A 21,367-nucleotide genomic window follows, 5' to 3' on the forward strand; every position below is an offset into this window, starting at 1 on the left:
GCGGAACGCCGTAATCGGCCATGCATGCGCCGTCGACGACTCATGCATGGCCGATTACGCTACGCTAATCCGCCCTACGTGATCAATCAACGGATCGCCGTCTACAGGCTGCGGCGGCTGCTGAATTCGCGCCAGTCGTTGGTCAGCGGGTCAAGGAAGCAAATACGCCGCGCCAGCAGCTTGAGCGGCTGCGACACGTCGTCCTCCTTGCACGGCAGCGCCACCGGATAAAACGCGTCGTTGATGATCGGGATGCCGAGCGAGGCCAGATGCAGCCGCAGCTGGTGCTTGCGGCCCGTGTGGGGAAACAGCCGGTACAAGGTGCAATCGGCGCGCTGCTCGATCACCTCGATGATGGTCTCGGAATTGGGCTCGCCCGGCTCCTCCTTCATGATGAAGAATTTGTCGCCGTCGACCATCCGGCTGCGGTACGTGAACGGAAACTCGACACCCTTCAGCGTCGGCGCCAGCGCCTCGTATTCCTTCTCGATCAGCCGCTTCTGGAACAAGGATTGATAGGCGCCGCGACTGGACTCCTTGCGCGAGAAGATCACCACCCCGGCCGTCTCGCGGTCGAGCCGGTGGATCGGCGTCAGCGCCGGCTCGCCCAGCGTTTTCTTCAGCCGCACCAGCAAGGTCTCGTGCAGGAAGCGGCCGCCCGGCGTCATCGGCAGGAAGTGCGGCTTGTCGACCACCACCAGGTGCTCGTCCATGTGGAGGATCTCTTCGGCGAACGGGATCGGCGTCTCCGCCTCCAGTTCGCGATAGTAGAAGATGCGCATGCCGCGCTTGAACGCGCTGCCGGGCGACAGCGGCTTGCCGTCGCCGTCGACCACTTCGTTGCGCGCCATGCGGTCGTACCAGGTCGACACCTCGACATCGGGGAACCGCTCGATGAGGAAGGTGATCAGGTCCGGCCACCGCCCTTCCGGCAGCCACAGGTAGCTGGGCGCGACGCCGTCGCGCATCGGCAGCGGGGGCCGTGCCGACGACATTACGACTTCGGCAGCGCCAGCGAGTGGTACTTGGGCAGGTTGTTCGGGTCCAGACCCTTGGCGCGGGCGAACACCGGCAGCACCAGCGGCATGTTCTTGTTCATGTTGGCGATGCGGTCCTTGCCGGTCGGGTGGGTCGACAGGAAGCTGATCGGCTGGCTCTTGTTGATCGCGCCCATCTTCTGCCACAGCGCCACGCCGGCGCGCGGATCGAAGCCGGCGCGCGCCGCCAGATCGATGCCAACCAGATCGGCCTCGCTTTCATCACCGCGCGAGAACTTCAACGCGGCGCCCTGCGAGACCATGCCGGCGGCGGCGTCGCCCAGACGCGGATCGACGCCAAAATAGGCCGAGCCCAATGCGCCGAGTATGCGCGAGCCGACTTGCGTGACGGTGTTCTTGCCGGCCTGCTCGCGCGCGTGCTCGCGCAGCGCGTGGGCGATCTCGTGCCCCATCACCGCCGCCACTTCATCGTCGGTCAGATTGAGCTTGGTCAGGATGCCGTTGTAAAACGCGATGCGTCCGCCCGGCATGCAGAAGGCGTTGACGGTGTCGGACTTGAGCAGATTGACTTCCCACTTCCATTGCGCCGCGTCGGGATTCCAGCGCGTGGTGAATGGAATCAGGCGTTTGGCGATGGCGCGCAGGCGTATCAACTGCGGATTGTCATCGGTGGCGACGGCATCCTTGTCGTGCGCCTGCTTGAGCATCTGATCGTACTGTAGCTTGGACTGTTGATCGAATTGCGAGGCATCGCCGCCCAGCCCGCGCATGCGCGACAGCTTTTCGACCGGAATCCCATCGTTCTGCGCGTACACCGGGAACGCACCGATCACGCACACCAGCGCCAGCGCGGCGCCCTTCAATTTAAGCTTTTTCATTTGCACTATTCCAAGGAGCGATTTTCGGCAGCATCATCATCGCCGGGAAGGCGAGGATGAAACAGACGATAAAGAACCAGAACCAACCCGTTTCGGCAACAATATAACCCACGGAGGAATTAATAAATGTGCGCGGGACCGCAGCCAGACTAGAAAACAACGCGTACTGGGTGGCAGTATAGCGGGGATCGGTCGCGCGCGACATGAACGCCACCAGCGCCGCCGACCCCAGCCCCAGGCTGGCGAACGCCTCGAATCCGAACACGGCGCTCAGCAGCACCGGGTCCGGCCCCCCCCTGGCGAGCCAGGCGAAACCGAGGATGGCGATCGCCTGCAGCACGCCGAACACCCACAGCGCGCGGTTGATGCCCAGCTTGATCATCCAGATGCCGCCGACGGCGCCGCCGGCCAGGCTGGCCCACCAGCCGGTGGCGTTGGCCGCCAGCCCGATCTGCTTGGTGGTGAAGCCGACATCGAGGAAGAACTTGGTCGACAGCGCGGTCGCCATGCTGTCGCCGATCTTGTACAGCAGGACGAACATAATGATGATCAGCGCCTGTTTCAAGCCGTCGCGCAGGATAAATTCGCGGAACGGCAGCACCACCGCCTCCTGCAGGTTCTTCGGCGGCGCGCCGTAGACGGCCGGCTCCCTGGCCAGCAAGGTGCAGACGAAGCCCGGCAGCATGAACGCGGCCACGATCCAGAACACCGCCTGCCACGACATCGTGTCGGCCAGCACCAGTCCCAGCGCGCTGGGGATCAGGCTGGCGGCCTTGTAGGCGTTGACGATGATGGCCGCGCCCAGGCCCTGCTCGTCCTCGGCCAGGATCTCGCGGCGGTAGGCGTCGATCACCACGTCCTGGCTGGCCGACAGGAAGGCGATCACGCCGACGAAGACGGCGATCAAGGTCAGCTCCAGCTTGGGATCGAGCATGCCCAGCCCGCCGATGACCAGGAACAGGCCGATCTGCGTGAGCGCCATCCAGCCGCGCCGCCGGCCCAGCGGGCCGATGGTGTAGCGGTCCATGAACGGCGCCCACAGGAACTTGAAGGTGTACGGGAACGTCACCAGCGCGAACAGGCCGAGCGCCTTCACATCCAGCCCGGACTTGGCCAGCCACGCCTGCATCAGGTAGATCAGCGTGTACAGCGGCAGCCCGGAGCTAAAGCCCAGGAACAGAATGGAAACGGTGCGGCCGTTCAGGTACGACAGCCAGTGGCGCTCCCGCTCCGGGGCCGCCATCAGTGCGCCGCCTTCGAGCTGACTTTTTTACGCAGCCGGAACACCGCCAGGTCGCCGCGCAGGTTCGGCAGGAACGACACGCGCCGGCCCTCCGCCAGCGCCACGTATTCGATCACCTCCAGCCCGCATTCGGCGGCCAGGTCGCGGAAGTCGTTGATGGTGGCGCAGCGCAGGTTGGGCGTGTCGTACCATTCGTACGGCAGCGATTCGGACACCGGCATGCGGCCCTTGAGCAGCGCCACGCGGTGCGGCCAGTAGGCGAAGTTGGGGAACGAGACGATGGCCTCCTTGCCGACGCGGACGATATCGCGCAGCAGCGCCTCGACATGCTTCATCATCTGCAGCGACGACAGGCACAGCACCGTGTCGAACGAGTTATCGCCAAACAGCGACAGGCCCTTTTCCATGTCCTGCTGGATCACCTGCACGCCGCGCCTGGTGCTGCCGAGGACTTTGTCGTCGGCGATCTCGATGCCGTAGCCGCTGCAGCGCTTGTCGCTTTGCAGATAATCCATCATCACGCCGTCGCCGCAGCCGACGTCCAGCACGTGCGCGTTGTTCGGCACCCAGTGGGCGATGAAGGCCAGATCCGGCCGGGCGATGCTCAATTCCGCGAAGTTCATGCGTTGCCTTTCACTGGCGCGTTAGTCTCGTTCCACACCTGGTCGTAGTAGGCGCGCACCAGGTTCAGGTAGCGCGGGTCATCCAGCAGGAAGGCGTCGTGGCCGTGGGGGGCGTCGATTTCGGCGTAGGTCACCTGGCGGCGGTTGCTCACCAGCGCCTGCACGATCTCCTGGCTGCGCTCCGGCGAAAAGCGCCAGTCGGTGGTGAACGAGGCCAGGAAGAACTTGGCCCGGGTGCCCGCCAGGGTCTTGGACAGGTCGCCGCCGTGGTGGCGCGCCGGGTCGAAGTAGTCGAGCGCCTTGGTGATCAACAGATAGGTGTTGGCGTCGAAGTACTCGCTGAACTTGTCGCCCTGGTAGCGCAGGTACGATTCGATCTCGAAGTCGATGCCGAAGCCGAATTTGTAGTTGGCCGGGCTGTCGCCCGCCCCGGCGGTGACGTCGTCGACCGCCGCGCGCAGCTTGCGGCCGAATTTTTCGGCCATGTCGTCGTCGGACAGGTAGGTGATGTGGCCGACCATGCGCGCCACGCGCAGGCCGTTCTTCGGTACCACGCCGTATTCGTAGAAATCGCCGCCGCGGTAGTCCGGATCGGACAGGATGGCCTGGCGGGCGACGTCGTTGAAGGCGATGTTCTGCGCCGACAGCTTGGCCGTCGAGGCGATCACCACGCAGTGGCGCAGCCGCTCCGGGTACATGATGGACCAGGCCAGCGCCTGCATGCCGCCCAGCGAGCCGCCCATGACGGCGGCGAATTGGGTGATGCCCAGCGCGTCGGCCAGGCGCGCCTGCGCGGCCACCCAGTCCTCCACCGTGACGACCGGGAAGGCGGCGCCGTATGGCTTGCCGGTGGCGGGATTGTTGTGCATCGGGCCCGTCGAGCCGAAGCACGAGCCGAGGTTGTTGATGCCGATGACGAAGAACTTGTCGGTGTCGAGCGATTTGCCCGGACCGACCATGTTGTCCCACCAGCCCAGGCTTTTCGGCACGCCCTCGTATTCGCCGGCCACGTGGTGCGAGGCGTTGAGCGCGTGGCACACCAGCACCGCGTTCGATTTGTCGGCGTTGAGGGTGCCGTAGGTTTCGTACATCAGCATGTAGTCTTGCAGCGAGGCGCCGCTTTGCAGCAGCAGCGGCTGCGCGAAATGCATGGTTTGCGGTTTGACGTATCCCAGGGATGACATATTTTAATTAGAGTTTGGGGGCGGCCCCACGGGCCATCATTATGGGCGGGACCGCGAGGATGGGTCCCACCGACTTACATCAGCTGCAATTGTTCGACCGCGTCTGCAATTGCCGCTGGTTCCATCGAGCGCATGATCTTGCGCGTTTGCGGCACGATACGCGCAAGGTCGCTGTTCAGGATTTCCTGCTTGACCGACAGCAGCTGCGCCGGGTGCATCGAGAATTCGCGCAGTCCCATGCCCAGCAGCAGGCGTGTCAGTTTGACGTCGCCCGCCATTTCGCCGCACACGGCGACATCGATGCCGGCCTTGTGGCCGGCCGCGATGGTCATCGAGATCAACTGCAGCACGGCCGGGTGCAGCGGATTGTAAAGGTGCGCGACCTCATAATCAACCCGGTCGATCGCCAAGGTGTACTGAATCAGGTCGTTGGTGCCGATCGACAGGAAGTCCATGCGCTTGACGAACATCGGCAACGACAGCGCCGCCGCCGGGATCTCGATCATCGCGCCCACCGGCACCGTGTCGTCGAACTTGACCTTCGCCTCGCGCAGCTCGGCCTTGGCCTGGGCGATCATCGCCAGCGACTGGTCGATCTCGAACGCGTGCGCCAGCATCGGGATCAGGATCTTGACCTTGCCGAACGCCGACGCGCGCAGGATGGCGCGCAGCTGGGTCAGGAAAATCTGCGGCTCGGCCAGGCAGTAGCGGATCGCCCGCAGGCCCAGCGCCGGATTGAGCGCCGTGTGCTCGCTCTGGTCGAGCGGCTTGTCGGCGCCGATGTCGAGCGTGCGGATCGTCACCGGCCGCCCCTTCATCGCCACCACCGCCTTTTTGTACTGCTCGAACTGCTCGTCCTCGGACGGGATGCGGCTGTTGCGGCCCATGAACAGGAACTCGGAGCGGAACAGGCCCACGCCGTTGGCGCCCGCCTCCATCGCCGCCGGGCAGTCGTCGGGCAGCTCGATGTTGGCCAGCAGCGTGATCTCGGTGCCGTCCTTGGTGATGGCCGGCGTCTTCTTGAGCTTATTGAGCTTCTTGCGGGCGCGCGCGGCGGCGCCCTGGCGCTCGCGGTACTGCTCGAGCACCAGCGCGCTGGGGTTGGCGATGACCACGCCGGCGTCGCCGTCGATGATCAGCCAGTCGTCCTGCTCGATCAGGGTGGAGGCGCCGGACATGCCGACCGCCGCCGGGATGTCCAGGCTGCGGGCGACGATGGCGGTGTGCGAGTTCTGGCCGCCGACGTCGGTGACGAAGCCGATGAACGAGCGGTCGCGGAACTGCAGCATGTCGGCCGGCGAGATGTCGTGGGCGACGATGATCATCTGCGCCTGGAACTCGTCGTCGCCGCCGGCGGCGGCCGGCAAAATCTGCTCGGTGCCCATCAACACCTTGAGCACGCGCTCGGCCACCTGCTGGATGTCGGCCTTGCGCTCGCGCAGGTACGGGTCCTCGATCTCGTCGAACTGCGCCGACAGCTCGTCGATTTGCGTCAGCAGCGCCCATTCGGCGTTGTAGTGGCGCGCGCGGATGATGTCGAGCGGCGCCTCCGAGATCATCGGGTCCGACAGGATCAGGGCGTGGACGTCGATGAAGGCGCCCAACTCGGTGGGGGCGTCCTTGGGCAGCTCGTTCCACAGCGTTTGCAGTTCCTTGTGCACCTGGGCCAGCGCCTGGCGCAGGCGCGTGACCTCGGCCTCCAGGTGCTCCTCGGCCACCAGGTAGTGCTTGACGTCGAGCGCCGCCGGCGCCAGCTTGTGCGCGCGGCCGATGGCGATGCCGCGGGAGACCGGGATGCCGTGCAGGGTGAAGGAAGCCATGGGTGGACCAGTGAAAATGCGCGGACGGCTGCGATCCGAGGGCATTACTCGCCTTCGCCGAACTTGTCGTTGACCAGCGCCGACAGCGCGGCGATGCATTCGCTTTCATCGGCGCCGTCGGCCTCCAGCGTGACCTTGGCGCCCTTGCCGGCGGCCAGCATCATCACGCCCATGATGGACTTGGCGTTGATGCGGCGCGCGTTGCGGGTGAGCCATACGTCGCTTTGAAACTTTGCTGCCAGCTGGGTGAATTTGGCGGACGCCCGGGCGTGCAGCCCGAGCTTGTTGATAATCTCAAGTTCTTGTTGAATCATTTTTATTCTGTCTCAGTGAGAAGGCCGCACAAAAATAAGCCGCAAAAAAATTCCCGCGCCGCGACTACACGACGCGAATCCGGTTGTCGACGCGCACCGCTCCGCTTTGCGCGCCGGCCAGGGCCATCTCGACCACCACGTCCAGCGTGTCGCGCCGGTAGGTGATGGCCCGCAGCAGCATCGGCAAACTGATGCCGGCGATGACCTCCACCCTGCCCGCGTCCGCCAAACGGTCGCAGCAATTGGCGGGGGTGCCGCCCTTGACATCGGTCATGATCAACACGCCGTCGCCGTCGTCGAGGCGCTTGATCGCCGCCGCCGCCAGCGCCTGCACTTCGCCGAGGTCCTGGTCGGCGATCACGTCGATCGCCTCGAGCCGCTCGGTGGGACCACGGAACACATGCGCGCAGGCGGCGATGAAGGCCTGCCCCAGCGGTGCGTGCGTCATAAGCAGTATGCCAACCATATTCTTAAACCGCCAGTGAGCGCGGAGGTTTTTGAGGCCGTCCGGCAAAATTATTTTGAATATCCCTCATCGGGCCCGCGCCGCCGCCTCGACGGCCGCCTCGACCGCGTCCACGAACATCGCCGCCACCGGGAAGCCGGCCTGCTGGGTGATTTCCTGGAAACAGGTCGGGCTGGTAACGTTGACTTCCGTCAGGCAATCCCCGATCACGTCCAATCCTACCAGCAACAGGCCGCGCGCGGCTAGCACCGGACCGAGGGCGTGGGCGATTTCGAAGTCGCGTTCGGTCAAAGGTTGCGCCACGCCAAGGCCGCCGGCCGCCAGATTGCCGCGCACCTCGCCGTTTTGCGGGATGCGCGCCAGCGAAAACGGCACCGGCTTGCCGCCGATGACGAGGATGCGCTTGTCGCCCTTGGCGATGTCCGGGATGAAGCGCTGGGCCATGATGGTGCGCCGGCCATTGTCGGTGAGCGTCTCGATGATGGCGCCCAGGTTCATCGCGTCGGGCTTGACGCGGAAGATGCCGGTGCCGCCCATGCCGTCCAGCGGCTTGAGGATGACGTCGCCATGCTCGGCCTGGAAGGCGCGGATGCGCGCCTCGTCGGCCGTCACCAGGGTCGGCGAGGTGAATTCGCTGAACTGGGCGATCGCCAGCTTTTCGTTGTGGTCGCGGATCGCCGACGGCTTGTTGAACACGTTGGCGCCCTGCTTCTCGGCCAGCTCCAGCATGTAGGTGCCGTAGATGTACTCCATGTCGAACGGCGGGTCCTTGCGCTGGACGATGGCGTCGAACTCGCCCAGGTTGGTCTCGCGCGCGGGCGCGGCGCGGTACCAGTCCTTGGAATCGTCCAGAATGGTGATTTCGGCAACGTTGGCGTAGGCCACGCCGGCGTTGACGGCCATGTCTTTTTGCTCGAAGGCGTAGACGGTGTGGCCGCGCTTGGCGGCCTCGACCATCATGGCGTAGGTCGAATCCTTGTAGGTCTTGAAACTGGCCAAGGGATCGGCGAGGAAAGCTATTTTCATGGGCGCATCCAGTCTGGGTAATGCCTGATTTTAGCCGAGATTCGCCGCCGGCACCGGCTGGGCCGCTGGAGGCCGGCCCGACATTAACCCGCAAGGCCAGTCGGGGTCGTACCCGAGCGGGTACGACCCCTGTGCGCCGCCGTGCGGGTTGAAAGCTGGCGCCGCCAGCAGGCAAGCGATTAATACACTTCCGGATTCGGATCGGTGCGTTCCATTTCCAGCGACGCCGCCAGCAGCGCCAGGCGCGCCACCACACCGTACACGTAGAAGCGGTTCGGCGCCGCCGTGCCCGGCTTGGCCTTGAGGTCCGGCACCGCGTGCTGCTGGGCGAACGCCAGCGGCACGTACTGCGAACCGGGCGCGTTGAGGTTCTGGTCGATGCCCTTTTCCGCGTGCACGCGGTAGAAACCGCCCACCACGTAGCGGTCGATCATGTACACCACCGGCTCGGCGACATCGTCCTTGATGCTCTCGAAGGTCGGCACGCCCTCCTGGATGATGAAGTCGGTCACTTCCTTGCCATCCTTGATGACGATCATCTTGTCGCGCTGGGCCTGGCTCAAGTCCTTGATTTCACTGGAATCCTTGATCGTCAGGATGCTGGTGCCGTAGGTCCCGGCGTCCGGCTTGACGATCACGAACGGCTTCTGGTCCTTCATGCCGTATTCCTTGTACTTCTTCTTGATCTTGGCCAGCAGCGCGTCGACGTTGGCGGCCAGGCAATCGTAGCCGTCGCCGGTGCGGAAGTTGACCGCGTCGCACTTGGCGTGGAACGGGTTGAGCATCCACGGATCGACACCGATCAGCTTGCCGAATTTCTTCGCCACCTCGTCGTAGGCGTTCAGGTGGTTGCTCTTGCGGCGCAGCGCCCAGCCGGCGTGCAGCGGCGGCAGCAGGCTCTGCTCGTGGATGTTCTGCAGGATGTCCGGAATGCCGGCCGACAGGTCGTTATTGAGCAAAATCGTGCACGGATCGAAATCCTTGAGCCCCACGCGGCGGCCGTTGGCCGAGCGCACCAGCGGCTCGACCACCAGCATGTTGCCGTCCGGCAGAGCCAGCGGGGTCGGCTGCGTCACCTCCGGCGACAGCGAACCAAGCCGCACGTGCAGGCCGGTCTGGCGGAAGATCTGCATCAGCCGGGCGACGTTCTGCCAGTAGGTCGGGTGGCGCTCGTGGATCTCCGGAATCAGCAGCAGGTTGCGCGCGTCGGGACAGTATTTGTCGATCGCCGCCATCGCCGCCTGCACCGACAGCGGCAGCATTTCGGTGGCCAGGTGGTTGAAACCGCCGGGGAACAGGTTGGTATCGACCGGCGCCAGCTTGTAGCCGGCGTTGCGCATATCGACCGAGCAATAGAACGGCGGCGTGTGTTCCTGCCACTCCAGGCGGAACCAGCGCTCAATGGCCGGCGTGGCGGCCAGGATTTTCTCTTCAAGATCGAGCAACGGACCGGTCAGAGCCGTGACGAGATGGGGAACCATGATTACTTCCTTAAATGTGCGGGAGGACGGCCCTCCAGGCAACAGAACCTCAAATATTACCTTGCAGATAGCCCAAATCGGGGCGAAAACCCTATTTTAAAGGTGGAAATGGAAAAAAGCGGGGGGGGGGGGCTGGCGTCCGCGCGCCCCGCTACGGCCGCCGGCACGGCTCAAATCGGCGTCAATCCACGATCCAACAGTCCGATCAGTGGATCAAGCCGGCAGTTGTAGGCGGCGATGTTGGCTTCGACCCACTCGGCACGCACGACCGGCTCCCACCGCAAGGCATAGCCAGCACCGTAGGCGGCGCCAAGCCTTCGAGGCGCAGGCTCGCTCGGTAATTTTCAGCGCGCAACTTCATGAAAATCTGACGTTTCATTTCATTTGTCAACATCGCAACCCTCCATCATGCTATGTCCATCAGGTGCAAGACATTGTAACGCACCTGATTTCGTGCCGAATTAACCACCTGCTTCCGGCTGCGCCCTCACTTGCGGGACGAAAAAAAAGCGCCTCATACCGAGGCGCTTTGGGGGACTGCCTTATCAATTAAACATGGTAAGCGGATTCGCCATGGGTGGTGATGTCCAGGCCTTCGCGCTCTTCCTCTTCCGGAACGCGCAGGCCGATGACCACGTCGACCAGTTTGTAGGCGATGAACGAGACCACGGCCGACCACAGGATGGTGACGCCGACGGCGGTCGCCTGGGTGGTGACCTGGGCGGCGATCGAGTAATCGGCCGACGCCTTGTTGGCGACGTAGTCGAAGATGCCCTGGCCGCCCAGCGATGGCGCGGCGAACACGCCGGTCAGCAGCGCGCCGAGGATACCGCCGACGCCGTGGACGCCGAACACGTCCAGCGAATCGTCAGCGCCCAGCAGGCGTTTCAGGCCGTTCACGCCCCACAGGCAGATGACGCCGGCGGCCAGACCCATGATCAGCGCGCCCATCGGACCGACGAAACCGCAGGCCGGGGTGATGGCGACCAGACCGGCCACCGCGCCCGAGGCGCCACCGAGCATCGATGGCTTGCCCTTGAAGATCCATTCGGCGAATACCCACGCCACGGTGGCGGCGGCGGTGGCCAGCAAGGTGTTGATGAAGGCCAGCGCAGCAATGTCGGCCGCTTCCAGCGCCGAACCGGCGTTGAAACCGAACCAGCCGACCCACAGCAGCGAGGCGCCGATCATGGTCATGGTGACCGAGTGCGGCGCCATCGATTCGCGGCCGTAGCCGACGCGCTTGCCGATCATGTAGGCACCGACCAGGCCGGCGACGGCGGCGTTGATGTGCACCACGGTGCCGCCGGCGAAGTCCAGCGCGCCTTTTTGGAACAGGAAGCCGGCTTTGGCGGTTTCGCTGGCGGCGGTGGCGGCGTCCTTGATCGCGTCAGGACCGGTCCAGAACCAGACCATGTGGGCGATCGGCAGGTAGGCGAAGGTGAACCACAGCACCACGAAAGCGAGCACGGCGGTGAACTTGGCGCGTTCGGCAAAGGCGCCGACGATCAGGCCGCAGGTGATGGCGGCGAACGTGGCCTGGAAGGCGACGTAGACGAATTCAGGAATCACCACACCCTTGCTGAAGGTGGCGGCGTAGGCGAAGGCGCCCTTGGCCGGATCCCAGATGCCGTTCAGGAAGGCGCGGTCGAATTTGCCGTAGAAGGCGTTGCCCTCGGTGAATGCCAGCGAATAGCCGTACACGCACCACAGCACCACGATCAGCGCGAAGACCATGAAGACCTGCATCAGGATCGACAGCATGTTTTTGGAACGGACCAGGCCGCCGTAGAACAGCGCCAGGCCGGGAATCGTCATCAGAATCACCAGCAGGGTCGACACCATCATCCAGGCGGTGTCGCCCTTTTGTGGCGCGGGGGCCGGCGCCGGTGCGGCGGCGGCAGCGGCTGGCGCGGCGGCGGCCGGGGCGGCGGCGGGAGCGGCCGGCGCTTCCGGTGCGGCGGCGGCGGGCGCGGTGGCGGCGGCGGCCGGCGCGTCAGCCGGTTTGGCCTCCTGGGCGTGGACCGGCGCGGCGAGTGCGAACAGGATGGATACCCCAGCGAGCAATGTTGTTATAGTTTTCTTCATCAATCTTCCCCTTAAAGAGCTTCGTGGCCGGTTTCACCGGTACGAATACGGATCACCTGTTCCAGGTTGTACACAAAGATCTTGCCGTCACCGATCTTGCCGGTGCGCGCGGCGCCTTCGATCGCTTCGATCGCTTGTTCGACGATGGCGTCGTCCACCGCCGCCTCGATCTTGGTCTTCGGCAGGAAGTCCACCACATACTCCGCGCCGCGATACAGCTCGGTGTGGCCTTTCTGACGGCCGAAGCCTTTGACTTCGGTCACGGTGATACCTTGCACGTTGATCGCCGACAGGGCCTCGCGGACCTCGTCGAGCTTGAACGGCTTGATAATCGCGGTAATCATTTTCATGCTGGCCTCGCTTAGAAGGTTTTGGAAATAGTAAGCACAGCCCCGGTTTTACCGAGGTTCTTACCGCGTCCGACGTAGGCGTCGGTATTGGTGAAGACCGCCGCCAATGCCACCGTTACCACGCCGAAATCTTTGGTCACGCCCACTTTGTAATCGCTGTAGCTGGACGCGCTGGTGTTCTTGACCTTCTGGTGGCCGGCGTGCAGGTTCAGCGTGTAGCCGTCGTAGACGTCCTGGTTGTACTGGGCGTCGACGTAGCCGCTGTTTTTGCTGTCGGCAAAGCCGAACAGGTTGGTCGTCGAGTGCGAATACTTGAGCGAGAACGGGCCGGTGCCGATCTGCGCGTACAGCTCGAAGGTGTTGGCGCTCGGCGTCAGGCCGTTCGACGGGTAGAGGTAATACAGGCCGCCGACGTCATAGGTCACGTCCTTGGTGATCTCGCCGCGCTTGCCGCCGTAGATGTCGACTTCGACGTTGTCATCGCCGCCACTGTCCTTGATCCACTTGATGCTGGACGCCCAGGTGCCGACATACAGGCCGGTAGGATTGTTGACGTAATCCACGCCCCCCTGCAGCGCCGGCTTCAGGCGCGATTGCGAGATGCCGCGATAGCGGTAGTCGCTGGTCAAGGCCACGTTGTAGCTGATTTGGTTGTCCGGGACTGGCGCGGCGGCAGCGGCCGCGTCCTGGGCCTGCGCCACCGAGGCGCTCATGGAGGCAAATGCCAGGGTCAATGCTGCGATCAGGGTCAGGTTCGTGCTCTTCATAATTTTGTCCTTGTAGTTATTGAACTTAGTCACAGATACGTAGAATACGGTTGCGGGTAAAATTCTTATGACGCGAGGCAGTGAGCGGCATTCATTGACCTCTTTAGCAGAATGCGTGCCAGCTAATGTTGCTCGGTAGATAGCTCCCGTATCCTGCACGACAACGTACGTACTCGGACAAAAGTGAGAATTTGAATGTGTCGGGCCCGGAAGTCTTAGCCATTGCACCACGATGACGCTCGGATGCACTTTTATGGTGCATTCATAACCCCACCAGATCAAGGAATATTATGGATATGAACACTTTTTTTAACGACCTGCAGAACAAGATCAGCCAAGCGATCGAAAACTCACCAGCAAAGGACATTGAGAAGAACGTCAAGTCCATGATGACGCAGGGTTTCTCCAAACTGGATCTGGTGACGCGCGAGGAATTTGATGTTCAAACGCAAGTTTTAGCGAAAACCCGCGCGAAACTGGAGACGCTGGAGACGCGTTTGGCGGAACTGGAAGCGAAGGCGGCGGCGCCGAAGAGCGATATCATCATTTAAGATGGTTGCTGGCGCCGGCTTGACGGTGCATGCGTCGCAGGCGGCGCGTGTATGGCGGATTACGCTTCGCTAATCCGCCCTACGTGGTTCCAAGGTGGTTTTGCGGTCCCGTGGCGCGGGACCGCTTACTCGCTTACTACTTATAAGTTACGCCTTCGACGAACTTGCCGATGTCGAGCACGTTCGGCTCGGCGCCCTTGAGCTTGCGGCCGCCCACCGTCACGTTGTCGAGCGTGACGTTCTTGACCTTGCGCGACTCGTCATATCCGTAGATGACCGACGCGCTCGGCGAGCCGTCGCCTGTGAAATGGATGTTGCGCAACGTGACATTCTCTATGCCCCGCCCCGGGCTGGTGTTGTACTTGGGCGTGAAGGCGATGTGCAGGTTGAACAACTTGCCCTCCTCGATACGCTCGACCCGGATATCCTCGAACACCACGTCCCGCACCAGATTGTCGTCGGCCGCCATGATGCCGATCGCGCCCTCGTACTCGGGGTCGTCCTCGTCGTGATCCAGGATGTCGATGTTGCTGAAGCGGATGCGCTCCAGTACCTCCGGCTGCGGGTGCGCCGCCGACGGCGTGTTGCCGTGGATGCCGATCATGACCGCGTGCGCGATATCGGCCCATAACGTCGTGTCCTTGACGACGATGTCGCGCGTGTTGCCCCAGATATCCCAGCGGTGGTTATATAGTGTGATGCAATCGTCGGAGGTGCGGATGAAGCTGTCGGCCACCGTCACGCGCTCGCAGGCGAAGTGCCCCAGCCCGTCCGACCACTTGCCGGCGCCGATGGTGCGGATGTTGCGCTCCTCGATGTCCTGCGACGTGATGCAACGCATCGTCCCGTGCGGCTGGTTGAAGAAGATCGGCCCGTCGATCACCACGTTCTTTGAGTCCTTGATCACCAGCATGTCGACGCCGTCGAACAGGCCGTCGCTGATGACCTTGACGTTTTGCACGCCGTTGATGATCAGCGGGCGCTTGAGCATCGCCGAGCCATCGATATACACGGTGGAATTGGAGCGCACGTTGAACTCGCCATCGTGGACGCCGGGACCGAAGTAGACCACCGGCTGGGTGAAGTCGGGCGTTTCGCCCTTTGCTATCGCCTCGTTGGGCTGGCGCGCCGGCGGCCTGGGCATGTCCTTGCGGATCGCGTGCGTGAACAGGTGCAGGTTGTGCAGGCGGTCGTCGTCAAATTCGATGCTCAGGTTGGCGGGGCGGTTCAGCGTGAAGAAGGCGGTGCGCCCCTTGATGACCGGTTTGATGCCCTTGGCGTCGGGACGGATCGCGACGCTGGCAAAGCGGCCGTTGTTCTTTTGCACCGCCACTTCCACCGGGCCGTCGAAATTGAAGTAGACCATCGACGCTTCGCTTTGCGTATCGAGGTCGACTTTGACCTTGTATTCGTACAAATCCTGCCAGACGCCGCCGGGCGTACGCACCCGCACCGTGAAGTCGTCGCTGTGGTGCGAATACCGGATCGGCTCCGGGAACGGGAACACCTGCACCTGCGCCGAGGACGAGGCACACCACAGCAAGGCGGCCACCGTCAGAATTTTTTTGAACACGCTAGTCTCCTGATTTTTGTTTTCATGTTATCGATAACTTACCTTGACCATGGTATCACGTAGGGCGGATTAGCGCAGCGTAATCGGCCAATGCATGCGTCTAGACGGCGCATGCATTGGCCGATTACGGCGTTCCGCCTAATCCGCCCTACGTGGAACACGGACGTGGAACACGGGTCAGCGCGAGACGCGGAAATAATCGACGTCGATATACGCCGCCTTCTTACCCGCCGCCGGCCAACGCGTGCTGACCAGCCCAACCTGCGCGCCCACCCATCTGCCCACCGACGCCTGGAACGGCTTGCCGGCCGGCGTGAACTGTTTCCCGTCCAGGCTATACGAAAACCGCACCACCGCGCCCTCGCCGACTTGCGCGCGCAGATACACCGGCTCGCGGCCCACCGCGCGCAACGGTTCAAGGCGCTCCTGGCACGTCAGCGCCGGCTCCTCGCAGGTGGACAGCACCAGCCGCGTCACGCCATCGCTCTGCCGCAAGCCCAGCCACGCATATCGAATGCCCAGCACCAGCAACCCGGCCCGCTGAAGATCGGCGCCGCGCGCCTCGATCCTGGTGTCGACGGTGAACACCGGCGCCGGGAACTTCTGCGTCAACACCGATGGCACCTCGCGCACGCTGCCCAGCTCCGGCGCGGCCTGCGCCGGCAGACGAAGAAAGCCCGGCCGCGCCTTCAGCGAGAACCAGCCGCCATCGGCATTCGGCCCCGGATTCGCATTCCACTGCCACTGCAAGCCGAGCCGGCCGCCGTCGAATTCGTCGCCGGTCGGCGGCACCACGATGCCGCGATCCTTGCCGGCCGGCTTGGCATAAGTTTGCACCGGCTCGCCGACGCCTGTGCCGTCCTTGTCCTCGCCGATCACCGGCCAGCCGTCGCGCCAGCGCATCGGCTGCAGGTGCACCACCCGTCCATAGGCCCCCTTGTCCTGGAAATGATAAAACCAGTCGCGTCCATCCACGCCGTCGACCCACGCGCCCTGATGCGGTCCGTTGATGGCGGACGTGCCCTGCGCCATCACGATCTTATCCTCATACGGCCCGCCGATATTACGGGAGCGGAACACCGATTGCCAGCCATGCTCGACGCCCCCGGCCGGCGCGAAGACGTAGTAATAGCCGTCCTTCTTATATAGCTTGGGACCTTCGACCGTGTGATAACCCGGCAATTTATTGCCGTTGATGATGTCCTTGCCGCGCTGGTCGAGCAGTTTGCGGGCATCCGCATCCATTTCGCGCAAGGTCAGGATGTTGTTGATGCCGGAGCGGCTTTTGGCCCAGCCGTGCACTAGCCAAGCCTTGCCGTCGTCATCCCACAGCGGCGCCGGATCGATGATGCCTTTGCCCGCCAGCAGCAGATGCGGCGCGCTCCACGGCCCGGCGAAGTTCTGCGCCGTCATCACATACACGCCGAAATCCGGGTCGGGATAGAAAATCCAGAATTTGCCGGCGTGATGGCGCAATGCCGGCGCCCACACGCCCTTGCCCGGCTGCGGCTTGGCGAACACGTCCTCCGGCACCAGCCTGGGCAAGGCGTGGCCGACCAGCTCCCAGTTGACCATGTCGGACGATTGCAGCAGCGGCAGCCCGGGCGCGTTGCCGAAACTGGACGACGTCATGTAGAACATTTGTCCGACGCGGATCGCGTCCGGGTCGGAATAGTCGGCGTACAGAATGGGATTTTGATAGCGGCCATCGCCCAGGTCGGCGACCCAGGGCTGGGTGGACGATGGCTGTGGGTCGGCCAACGCGGCCGAGGCGGCGCACAGTATGAGGGACAGGGCAACGGCGGTTTTCACGATGGCACGCTCGCATTCTCTTCAAATAAAAATCATTGATCAATCCAACCCCAACCCCAGCCACCTTTCACCTCATCGGAGGCTGTGCCACGTAGGGGACGTACCCGGCAGGGTACGTCCCCGTCCGGCCGTGCGGGTTAAGGCGTTGCTTTTCAGACGAGTATGCCATTATACTTGTTATCGATAACAGATATCAGTAGAATTCATTTCCAGGAGACTTAGATGTACGAAAAAATATTTCATGCCACACATCCGGACATGATGACGCAAGTGAGCAATGAACAGCTGCGCGAGCGCTATTTAATCAGCAGCCTGTTCGTCGCCGACCGGATCAAACTCAATTACTGCCATCACGAGCGTTTCGTGATCGGCGGCGCCGCGCCCGTCGCCGGGGCGATCAAGCTGCCGACGCACACGGAGCCGGTTTCCGCGCTCGGCCAGCCCTTCCTGTCGCGCCGCGAACTGGGCGTGATCAACGTCGCCGGCGGCGCCGGCCGGGTCACCGTCGACGGCCAGGTCTTCGACATGGCCTCGCTCGACGGCCTGTACATCCCGATGGGCAGCGAGGACGTCAGTTTCGAATCGCTCGACCCAGCCAATCCGGCGCGCTTCTACCTCGCCTCGACGCCGGCCCACGCCCGCCACGAACTGACCAAGATCACCCACGCGCAGGCCGTTCCGCTCGAACGCGGCAGCGCCGAGACGTCGAACGCCCGCACCATCTACCAGTACGTGATCCCCGGCGTGTGCAAGTCGGCGCAGTTGCTGCTGGGCCTGACGATACTGAAGACCGGCAGCGTCTGGAACACGATGCCGCCGCATTTGCACGACCGCCGCTCCGAAGTCTATTTCTACTTCAACCTCGACGCGCAGCAGCGCATCTTCCACTTCATGGGCGAGCCGGATTCGGCGCGCCACATCATCGTCGCCAACGAGGAGGCGGTGGTCTCGCCGCCCTGGTCGATCCACATGGGCTCGGGCACGGCCAACTACGCCTTCATCTGGGCCATGGGCGGCGAAAACCTCGACTACACCGACATGAACGTGCTCGATATCTGCCAGCTCAAATAAGGATGCCCATGTCTGAACTGTTTAATTTGTCCGGCCGCACCGCGCTCGTCACCGGCGCCAATACGGGGCTGGGCCAGGCGATCGCGATCGCGCTGGCCGGCGCCGGCGCCGATATCGTCGCCGCCGGCCGCAGCCCGGCCGACGACACCGCCCGGCAAGTCGAGGCGCTGGGCCGGCGCTTCCTGTTCGTGCGGGCCGACTTCGGCGCCACCGAGCCGGCGCAACCGGTGGTCGACGCGGCGCTCGGCTTGAACGGACAGCTCGATATCCTGGTCAACAACGCCGGCACCATCCATCGCGCAGACAGCCTCGACGTCACCGAGGAAAACTGGGACACCGTCATGAACACCAATCTGCGCTCGGTGTTTTTCCTGTCGCAGGCCGTGGCCCGGCACATGGCGACACGCCACGGCGGCAAGATCGTCAACGTCGCCTCGCTGCTGTCGTTCCAGGGCGGCATCCGCGTGCCGGCCTACGCCGCCAGCAAGAGCGCGCTGGCCGGGCTGACGCGCGCGCTGGCCAACGAATGGGCCGCCAAGGGCATCAACGTCAACGCGTTGGCGCCGGGCTACTTCGACACCAACAACACCGCCGCGCTGCGTCAGGACGCCGAGCGCTCGGCGGCGATCCTGGCGCGCATTCCCGCCGGACGCTGGGGCCAGCCGGACGATTTGGCCGGCGCGGCGGTGTTTCTCGCCAGCCGCGCCAGCGACTATGTGCACGGCATCACGCTGCCGGTGGACGGAGGATGGCTCGCGCGATGAACGACACCAACCGCACGGCTGAAGGGGTTGAAAGGCCCGAAACGGCGGCCCGCCGCGCATGGCATCTGGCGTGGGACTTCGGCAGCGCCGAGGTGCAGGCGCTGGGCGGCATGCTGGGTCCGGTGAGCCTGCGGCTCGACGACGAGCGCGAGCTCGACATCATGCACGTGGCGCCGTGGGCCAGCACCACCGGCGCCGCTTCCCTGCCCGGCCTGCTGCGGCGCATGCGCGGCGAATGGCCGTGCGTGCCGTTCGGCCGCACCGACGATCCCGGCCCGCTGCCGCCCGGCTGGCAACGGGCCCACGCCGGCGACGATGGCTGGATGCACGGCTACGCGGCCAACCATCGCTGGAGCTGCGTCAGCGCCACGCCGCACCGCGTGCATCTGGCGATCGACTATCCGGCCGACAGCGCCATCGCCCGCATCGAACGGGTGATCGCGGTCGATCCGCGCGCCGCGGCGCTCGACATCAGCCTGAGCATCGTGTCGCGCCGCCCGTCTCGGCTGCCGCTGGGGCTGCATCCGACCTTCCGCATTCCCGCCACGCCCGGCAGGGTCCAGGTGGTGCTGGGCGAACACGCCGGCATCCACAGCTATCCGACCGCCGCGCCCGGCGCCGTGTCGCGCCTGCTGCCGGACATGCGGTCCCGTGCGCTGTCGGCCATGGCCGGCGTTGATGGCGCGCTCGACCTGTCGCAACTGCCGCTGACGATGCCGACCGAGGAACTGATGCAGGTGCGCGCGCTCGCGGCGGCCGGCAAGGCGCCGCCGTTCGCGCTGCGCTACCTGGACTACGACGCCTGCGTCGGCCTGTGGTGGGACACCGTGCAACTGCCCGACCTGATGCTGTGGATCAGCAATGGCGGCCGCATCAATTTCCCGTGGATGAGCCGCCACCTGGCCATCGGCGCCGAGCCGGTCAACAGCCTGTTCGACCTGGGCCGCGTCGCCCGCGCGCCGGCCGGCCATCCGCTGGCCGACCGGCTCGGCGTCGCGCTGCACCCGGAGGCGCCGTGGCGCACGCGCTACCGCATCGCCGCCTGGCCCAACGCCACGCCCCCTACCCGCTAAGGAGAACCGGACCATGCATCCCGACTTTCGCTCACGCGACATGCTGTTGTCGCACATCGCGCACACCATGCGGTTCTACCATCCGCGCTGCATCGACCCGAGCGGCGGTTTCTTCCACTTTTTCCTCGACGACGGCACCGTCTACGACCGCCACACGCGGCACCTGGTCAGCAGCACGCGCTTCGTCTTCAACTACGCCAAGGCCTACCGCCAGTTCCGCGACCCGGCCTATCTGGAGGCGCTGCACCATGGCGTCGCCTTCCTGCGCAACGCCCACCGCAACGTGCGCACCGGCGGCTACGCGTGGCAGCTGTCCTGGCGCGACGGCAAGAAGCAAGTCATCGACGGCGACAACCATTGCTACGGCCTTGCCTTCGTGCTGCTGGCCTACTCGCACGCGCTGGCGGCCGGCATGACCGAAGCGCGCGCCTACATGAAGGAAACGTTCGAGCTGATGGAAAAGCGCTTCTGGCAGGCCGGGCACGGGCTGTACGCCGACCAGGCCAGCGCCGACTGGAAAGTGCTCGATCCGTATCGCGGCCAGAACGCCAACATGCACGCCTGCGAGGCGCTGATCGCCGCTTTCGAGGCGTCGGGCGAGACGCACTATCTGCAGCGCGCCGTCACGCTGGCGCGCAACGTGACGATGCGGCAGGCTGGGTTGGCCGGCGGCATGATCTGGGAGCACTATCACGCCGACTGGTCGGTGGACTGGAACTACAACCGCGACGACAAGAGCAATATCTTCCGGCCGTGGGGCTACCAGCCGGGCCACTTGACGGAATGGGCCAAGCTGCTGTTACTGCTGGAGCGGCACCCGGTGGCGCTCGACGGCGACACCGAATGGCTGGCGCCGCGCGCCGTGCAGTTGTTCGACATCGCGCTGGGCAAGGCGTGGGACGCGGAGCATGGGGGGATTGTCTACGGCTTCGGCCCGGCCGACGAGATCTGCGACGGTGATAAGTATTTCTGGGTGCAGGCGGAAAGTTTCGCGGCCGCCGCCATGCTGGCCGAGCGCACCGGCGATCCGAGGTATTGGGATTGGTACGACAGGATCTGGGCGTACAGCTGGGAGCATTTCGTCGATCACGAGCATGGGGCGTGGTATCGCGTGCTGAGTCCTTCGAATGCCAAGCTTGGTAATGAGAAGAGCCCGGCCGGCAAGGTGGATTATCACACCATGGGCGCGTGTTATGAGGTATTGAATCTGCTCGCAAGCGAGCCCTGACGGTCTACAATCGATCCATAAGACAACAATAATGAGACAACAATGAAAATCCTGGCC

21 protein-coding genes are annotated in these 21,367 nt (G+C 64.1%); 5 read left to right on the forward strand and 16 right to left on the reverse strand.

The window, feature by feature from the left end; all coding sequences use genetic code 11:
- Positions 1 to 101: 101 nt before the first annotated feature.
- The 14 genes from JOD97_RS26685 to JOD97_RS26750 all read right to left on the reverse strand — a co-directional run bounded on the left by JOD97_RS26685 (position 102) and on the right by JOD97_RS26750 (position 13,238).
- Positions 102 to 995 carry a pseudouridine synthase gene (locus JOD97_RS26685; protein ID WP_229264731.1) on the reverse strand — a complete coding sequence of 298 codons (894 nt, stop codon included), beginning with the start codon at positions 993 to 995 and terminating at the stop codon, positions 102 to 104.
- The gene (locus JOD97_RS26690; protein ID WP_209725294.1) at positions 995 to 1,876 is read right to left on the reverse strand and encodes a M48 family metallopeptidase; all 882 of its coding nucleotides are present in this window, start codon (positions 1,874 to 1,876) and stop codon (positions 995 to 997) included. The genes JOD97_RS26685 and JOD97_RS26690 overlap by 1 nt, the downstream gene beginning before the upstream one ends.
- Entirely contained in the window at positions 1,863 to 3,119 is a 1,257-nt protein-coding gene (locus JOD97_RS26695; protein ID WP_209725296.1) for an AmpG family muropeptide MFS transporter, read from the reverse strand. The genes JOD97_RS26690 and JOD97_RS26695 overlap by 14 nt, the downstream gene beginning before the upstream one ends.
- Positions 3,119 to 3,742 carry a methionine biosynthesis protein MetW gene (gene metW, locus JOD97_RS26700; RefSeq protein ID WP_209725298.1) on the reverse strand — a complete coding sequence of 208 codons (624 nt, stop codon included), beginning with the start codon at positions 3,740 to 3,742 and terminating at the stop codon, positions 3,119 to 3,121. The genes JOD97_RS26695 and metW overlap by 1 nt, the downstream gene beginning before the upstream one ends.
- Positions 3,739 to 4,926 carry a homoserine O-acetyltransferase gene (locus JOD97_RS26705; RefSeq protein WP_209725300.1) on the reverse strand — a complete coding sequence of 396 codons (1,188 nt, stop codon included), beginning with the start codon at positions 4,924 to 4,926 and terminating at the stop codon, positions 3,739 to 3,741. The genes metW and JOD97_RS26705 overlap by 4 nt, the downstream gene beginning before the upstream one ends.
- 74 nt (positions 4,927 to 5,000) lie before the next feature.
- The gene (gene ptsP, locus JOD97_RS26710; protein WP_209725302.1) at positions 5,001 to 6,746 is read right to left on the reverse strand and encodes a phosphoenolpyruvate--protein phosphotransferase; all 1,746 of its coding nucleotides are present in this window, start codon (positions 6,744 to 6,746) and stop codon (positions 5,001 to 5,003) included.
- Between the two features lie 44 nt (positions 6,747 to 6,790).
- Positions 6,791 to 7,060, reverse strand: coding sequence for an HPr family phosphocarrier protein (locus tag JOD97_RS26715; RefSeq protein WP_209725304.1), 270 nt, complete (start codon positions 7,058 to 7,060; stop codon positions 6,791 to 6,793).
- 64 nt (positions 7,061 to 7,124) lie between these two features.
- On the reverse strand, positions 7,125 to 7,526 hold the full coding sequence (locus JOD97_RS26720) for a PTS sugar transporter subunit IIA (RefSeq protein ID WP_209725306.1): 402 nt from the start codon (positions 7,524 to 7,526) through the stop codon (positions 7,125 to 7,127).
- 66 nt (positions 7,527 to 7,592) lie between these two features.
- Positions 7,593 to 8,552, reverse strand: a complete 960-nt coding sequence (gene gshB, locus JOD97_RS26725) for a glutathione synthase (RefSeq protein WP_209725308.1) — start codon at positions 8,550 to 8,552, stop codon at positions 7,593 to 7,595.
- 179 nt (positions 8,553 to 8,731) lie between these two features.
- Positions 8,732 to 10,033, reverse strand: a complete 1,302-nt coding sequence (gene gshA, locus JOD97_RS26730) for a glutamate--cysteine ligase (RefSeq protein ID WP_209725310.1) — start codon at positions 10,031 to 10,033, stop codon at positions 8,732 to 8,734.
- 205 nt (positions 10,034 to 10,238) lie between these two features.
- Positions 10,239 to 10,427 (reverse strand): YhfG family protein, encoded by a 189-nt coding sequence (locus JOD97_RS33320; RefSeq protein WP_209725312.1) that lies wholly within the window; start codon positions 10,425 to 10,427, stop codon positions 10,239 to 10,241.
- Positions 10,428 to 10,582: 155 nt separating this feature from the next.
- Positions 10,583 to 12,121, reverse strand: coding sequence for an ammonium transporter (locus JOD97_RS26740; RefSeq protein WP_304511221.1), 1,539 nt, complete (start codon positions 12,119 to 12,121; stop codon positions 10,583 to 10,585).
- A gap of 11 nt (positions 12,122 to 12,132) precedes the next feature.
- Complete coding sequence (locus JOD97_RS26745; protein ID WP_090317127.1) at positions 12,133 to 12,471, reverse strand: P-II family nitrogen regulator; 339 nt, start codon at positions 12,469 to 12,471, stop codon at positions 12,133 to 12,135.
- A gap of 11 nt (positions 12,472 to 12,482) precedes the next feature.
- Positions 12,483 to 13,238 (reverse strand): TorF family putative porin, encoded by a 756-nt coding sequence (locus JOD97_RS26750; RefSeq protein WP_209725314.1) that lies wholly within the window; start codon positions 13,236 to 13,238, stop codon positions 12,483 to 12,485.
- 290 nt (positions 13,239 to 13,528) lie between these two features.
- Between JOD97_RS26750 and JOD97_RS26755 the strand changes: the two genes are divergently transcribed.
- On the forward strand, positions 13,529 to 13,789 hold the full coding sequence (locus JOD97_RS26755) for an accessory factor UbiK family protein (RefSeq protein ID WP_209725316.1): 261 nt from the start codon (positions 13,529 to 13,531) through the stop codon (positions 13,787 to 13,789).
- 136 nt (positions 13,790 to 13,925) lie between these two features.
- Here JOD97_RS26755 and JOD97_RS26760 read toward each other — a convergent pair whose 3' ends face one another.
- Both JOD97_RS26760 and JOD97_RS26765 read right to left on the reverse strand, forming a co-directional pair.
- The gene (locus JOD97_RS26760; RefSeq protein ID WP_209725318.1) at positions 13,926 to 15,362 is read right to left on the reverse strand and encodes a hypothetical protein; all 1,437 of its coding nucleotides are present in this window, start codon (positions 15,360 to 15,362) and stop codon (positions 13,926 to 13,928) included.
- A 177-nt stretch (positions 15,363 to 15,539) separates the two neighbouring features.
- Positions 15,540 to 17,174, reverse strand: coding sequence for a glycoside hydrolase 43 family protein (locus tag JOD97_RS26765; protein ID WP_209725320.1), 1,635 nt, complete (start codon positions 17,172 to 17,174; stop codon positions 15,540 to 15,542).
- A gap of 222 nt (positions 17,175 to 17,396) precedes the next feature.
- On the opposite strand from JOD97_RS26765, the gene kduI reads away from it, so the two are divergent.
- From kduI to JOD97_RS26785, 4 genes are read left to right on the forward strand one after another with little or no spacing between them, the layout of a single operon-like run.
- The gene (gene kduI / locus JOD97_RS26770; protein ID WP_209725322.1) at positions 17,397 to 18,245 is read left to right on the forward strand and encodes a 5-dehydro-4-deoxy-D-glucuronate isomerase; all 849 of its coding nucleotides are present in this window, start codon (positions 17,397 to 17,399) and stop codon (positions 18,243 to 18,245) included.
- A gap of 2 nt (positions 18,246 to 18,247) precedes the next feature.
- Positions 18,248 to 19,009 (forward strand): 2-dehydro-3-deoxy-D-gluconate 5-dehydrogenase KduD, encoded by a 762-nt coding sequence (gene kduD, locus JOD97_RS26775; protein WP_304511222.1) that lies wholly within the window; start codon positions 18,248 to 18,250, stop codon positions 19,007 to 19,009.
- Positions 19,006 to 20,082, forward strand: coding sequence for a hypothetical protein (locus JOD97_RS26780; RefSeq protein ID WP_209725326.1), 1,077 nt, complete (start codon positions 19,006 to 19,008; stop codon positions 20,080 to 20,082). Before kduD ends, JOD97_RS26780 begins: the two co-directional genes overlap by 4 nt.
- Before the next feature lie 13 nt (positions 20,083 to 20,095).
- The gene (locus JOD97_RS26785) at positions 20,096 to 21,310 is read left to right on the forward strand and encodes an AGE family epimerase/isomerase (RefSeq protein ID WP_209725328.1); all 1,215 of its coding nucleotides are present in this window, start codon (positions 20,096 to 20,098) and stop codon (positions 21,308 to 21,310) included.
- Positions 21,311 to 21,367: the final 57 nt, after the last annotated feature.

It is taken from the genome of Duganella sp. 1411 (assembly GCF_017833525.1).
In the GTDB taxonomy this organism is placed as follows: domain Bacteria; phylum Pseudomonadota; class Gammaproteobacteria; order Burkholderiales; family Burkholderiaceae_D; genus Rugamonas.

Coding starts and splice junctions, on each gene's coding strand:
- JOD97_RS26685 (WP_229264731.1), bottom strand. CDS start 995: ATGTCGTCGGCACGGCCCCCGCTGCCGATGCGCGACGGCGTCGCGCCC.
- JOD97_RS26690 (WP_209725294.1), bottom strand. CDS start 1,876: ATGAAAAAGCTTAAATTGAAGGGCGCCGCGCTGGCGCTGGTGTGCGTG.
- JOD97_RS26695 (WP_209725296.1), bottom strand. CDS start 3,119: ATGGCGGCCCCGGAGCGGGAGCGCCACTGGCTGTCGTACCTGAACGGC.
- metW (WP_209725298.1), bottom strand. CDS start 3,742: ATGAACTTCGCGGAATTGAGCATCGCCCGGCCGGATCTGGCCTTCATC.
- JOD97_RS26705 (WP_209725300.1), bottom strand. CDS start 4,926: ATGTCATCCCTGGGATACGTCAAACCGCAAACCATGCATTTCGCGCAG.
- ptsP (WP_209725302.1), bottom strand. CDS start 6,746: ATGGCTTCCTTCACCCTGCACGGCATCCCGGTCTCCCGCGGCATCGCC.
- JOD97_RS26715 (WP_209725304.1), bottom strand. CDS start 7,060: ATGATTCAACAAGAACTTGAGATTATCAACAAGCTCGGGCTGCACGCC.
- JOD97_RS26720 (WP_209725306.1), bottom strand. CDS start 7,526: ATGGTTGGCATACTGCTTATGACGCACGCACCGCTGGGGCAGGCCTTC.
- gshB (WP_209725308.1), bottom strand. CDS start 8,552: ATGAAAATAGCTTTCCTCGCCGATCCCTTGGCCAGTTTCAAGACCTAC.
- gshA (WP_209725310.1), bottom strand. CDS start 10,033: ATGGTTCCCCATCTCGTCACGGCTCTGACCGGTCCGTTGCTCGATCTT.
- JOD97_RS33320 (WP_209725312.1), bottom strand. CDS start 10,427: ATGTTGACAAATGAAATGAAACGTCAGATTTTCATGAAGTTGCGCGCT.
- JOD97_RS26740 (WP_304511221.1), bottom strand. CDS start 12,121: ATGAAGAAAACTATAACAACATTGCTCGCTGGGGTATCCATCCTGTTC.
- JOD97_RS26745 (WP_090317127.1), bottom strand. CDS start 12,471: ATGAAAATGATTACCGCGATTATCAAGCCGTTCAAGCTCGACGAGGTC.
- JOD97_RS26750 (WP_209725314.1), bottom strand. CDS start 13,238: ATGAAGAGCACGAACCTGACCCTGATCGCAGCATTGACCCTGGCATTT.
- JOD97_RS26755 (WP_209725316.1), top strand. CDS start 13,529: ATGGATATGAACACTTTTTTTAACGACCTGCAGAACAAGATCAGCCAA.
- kduI (WP_209725322.1), top strand. CDS start 17,397: ATGTACGAAAAAATATTTCATGCCACACATCCGGACATGATGACGCAA.
- kduD (WP_304511222.1), top strand. CDS start 18,248: ATGCCCATGTCTGAACTGTTTAATTTGTCCGGCCGCACCGCGCTCGTC.
- JOD97_RS26780 (WP_209725326.1), top strand. CDS start 19,006: ATGAACGACACCAACCGCACGGCTGAAGGGGTTGAAAGGCCCGAAACG.
- JOD97_RS26785 (WP_209725328.1), top strand. CDS start 20,096: ATGCATCCCGACTTTCGCTCACGCGACATGCTGTTGTCGCACATCGCG.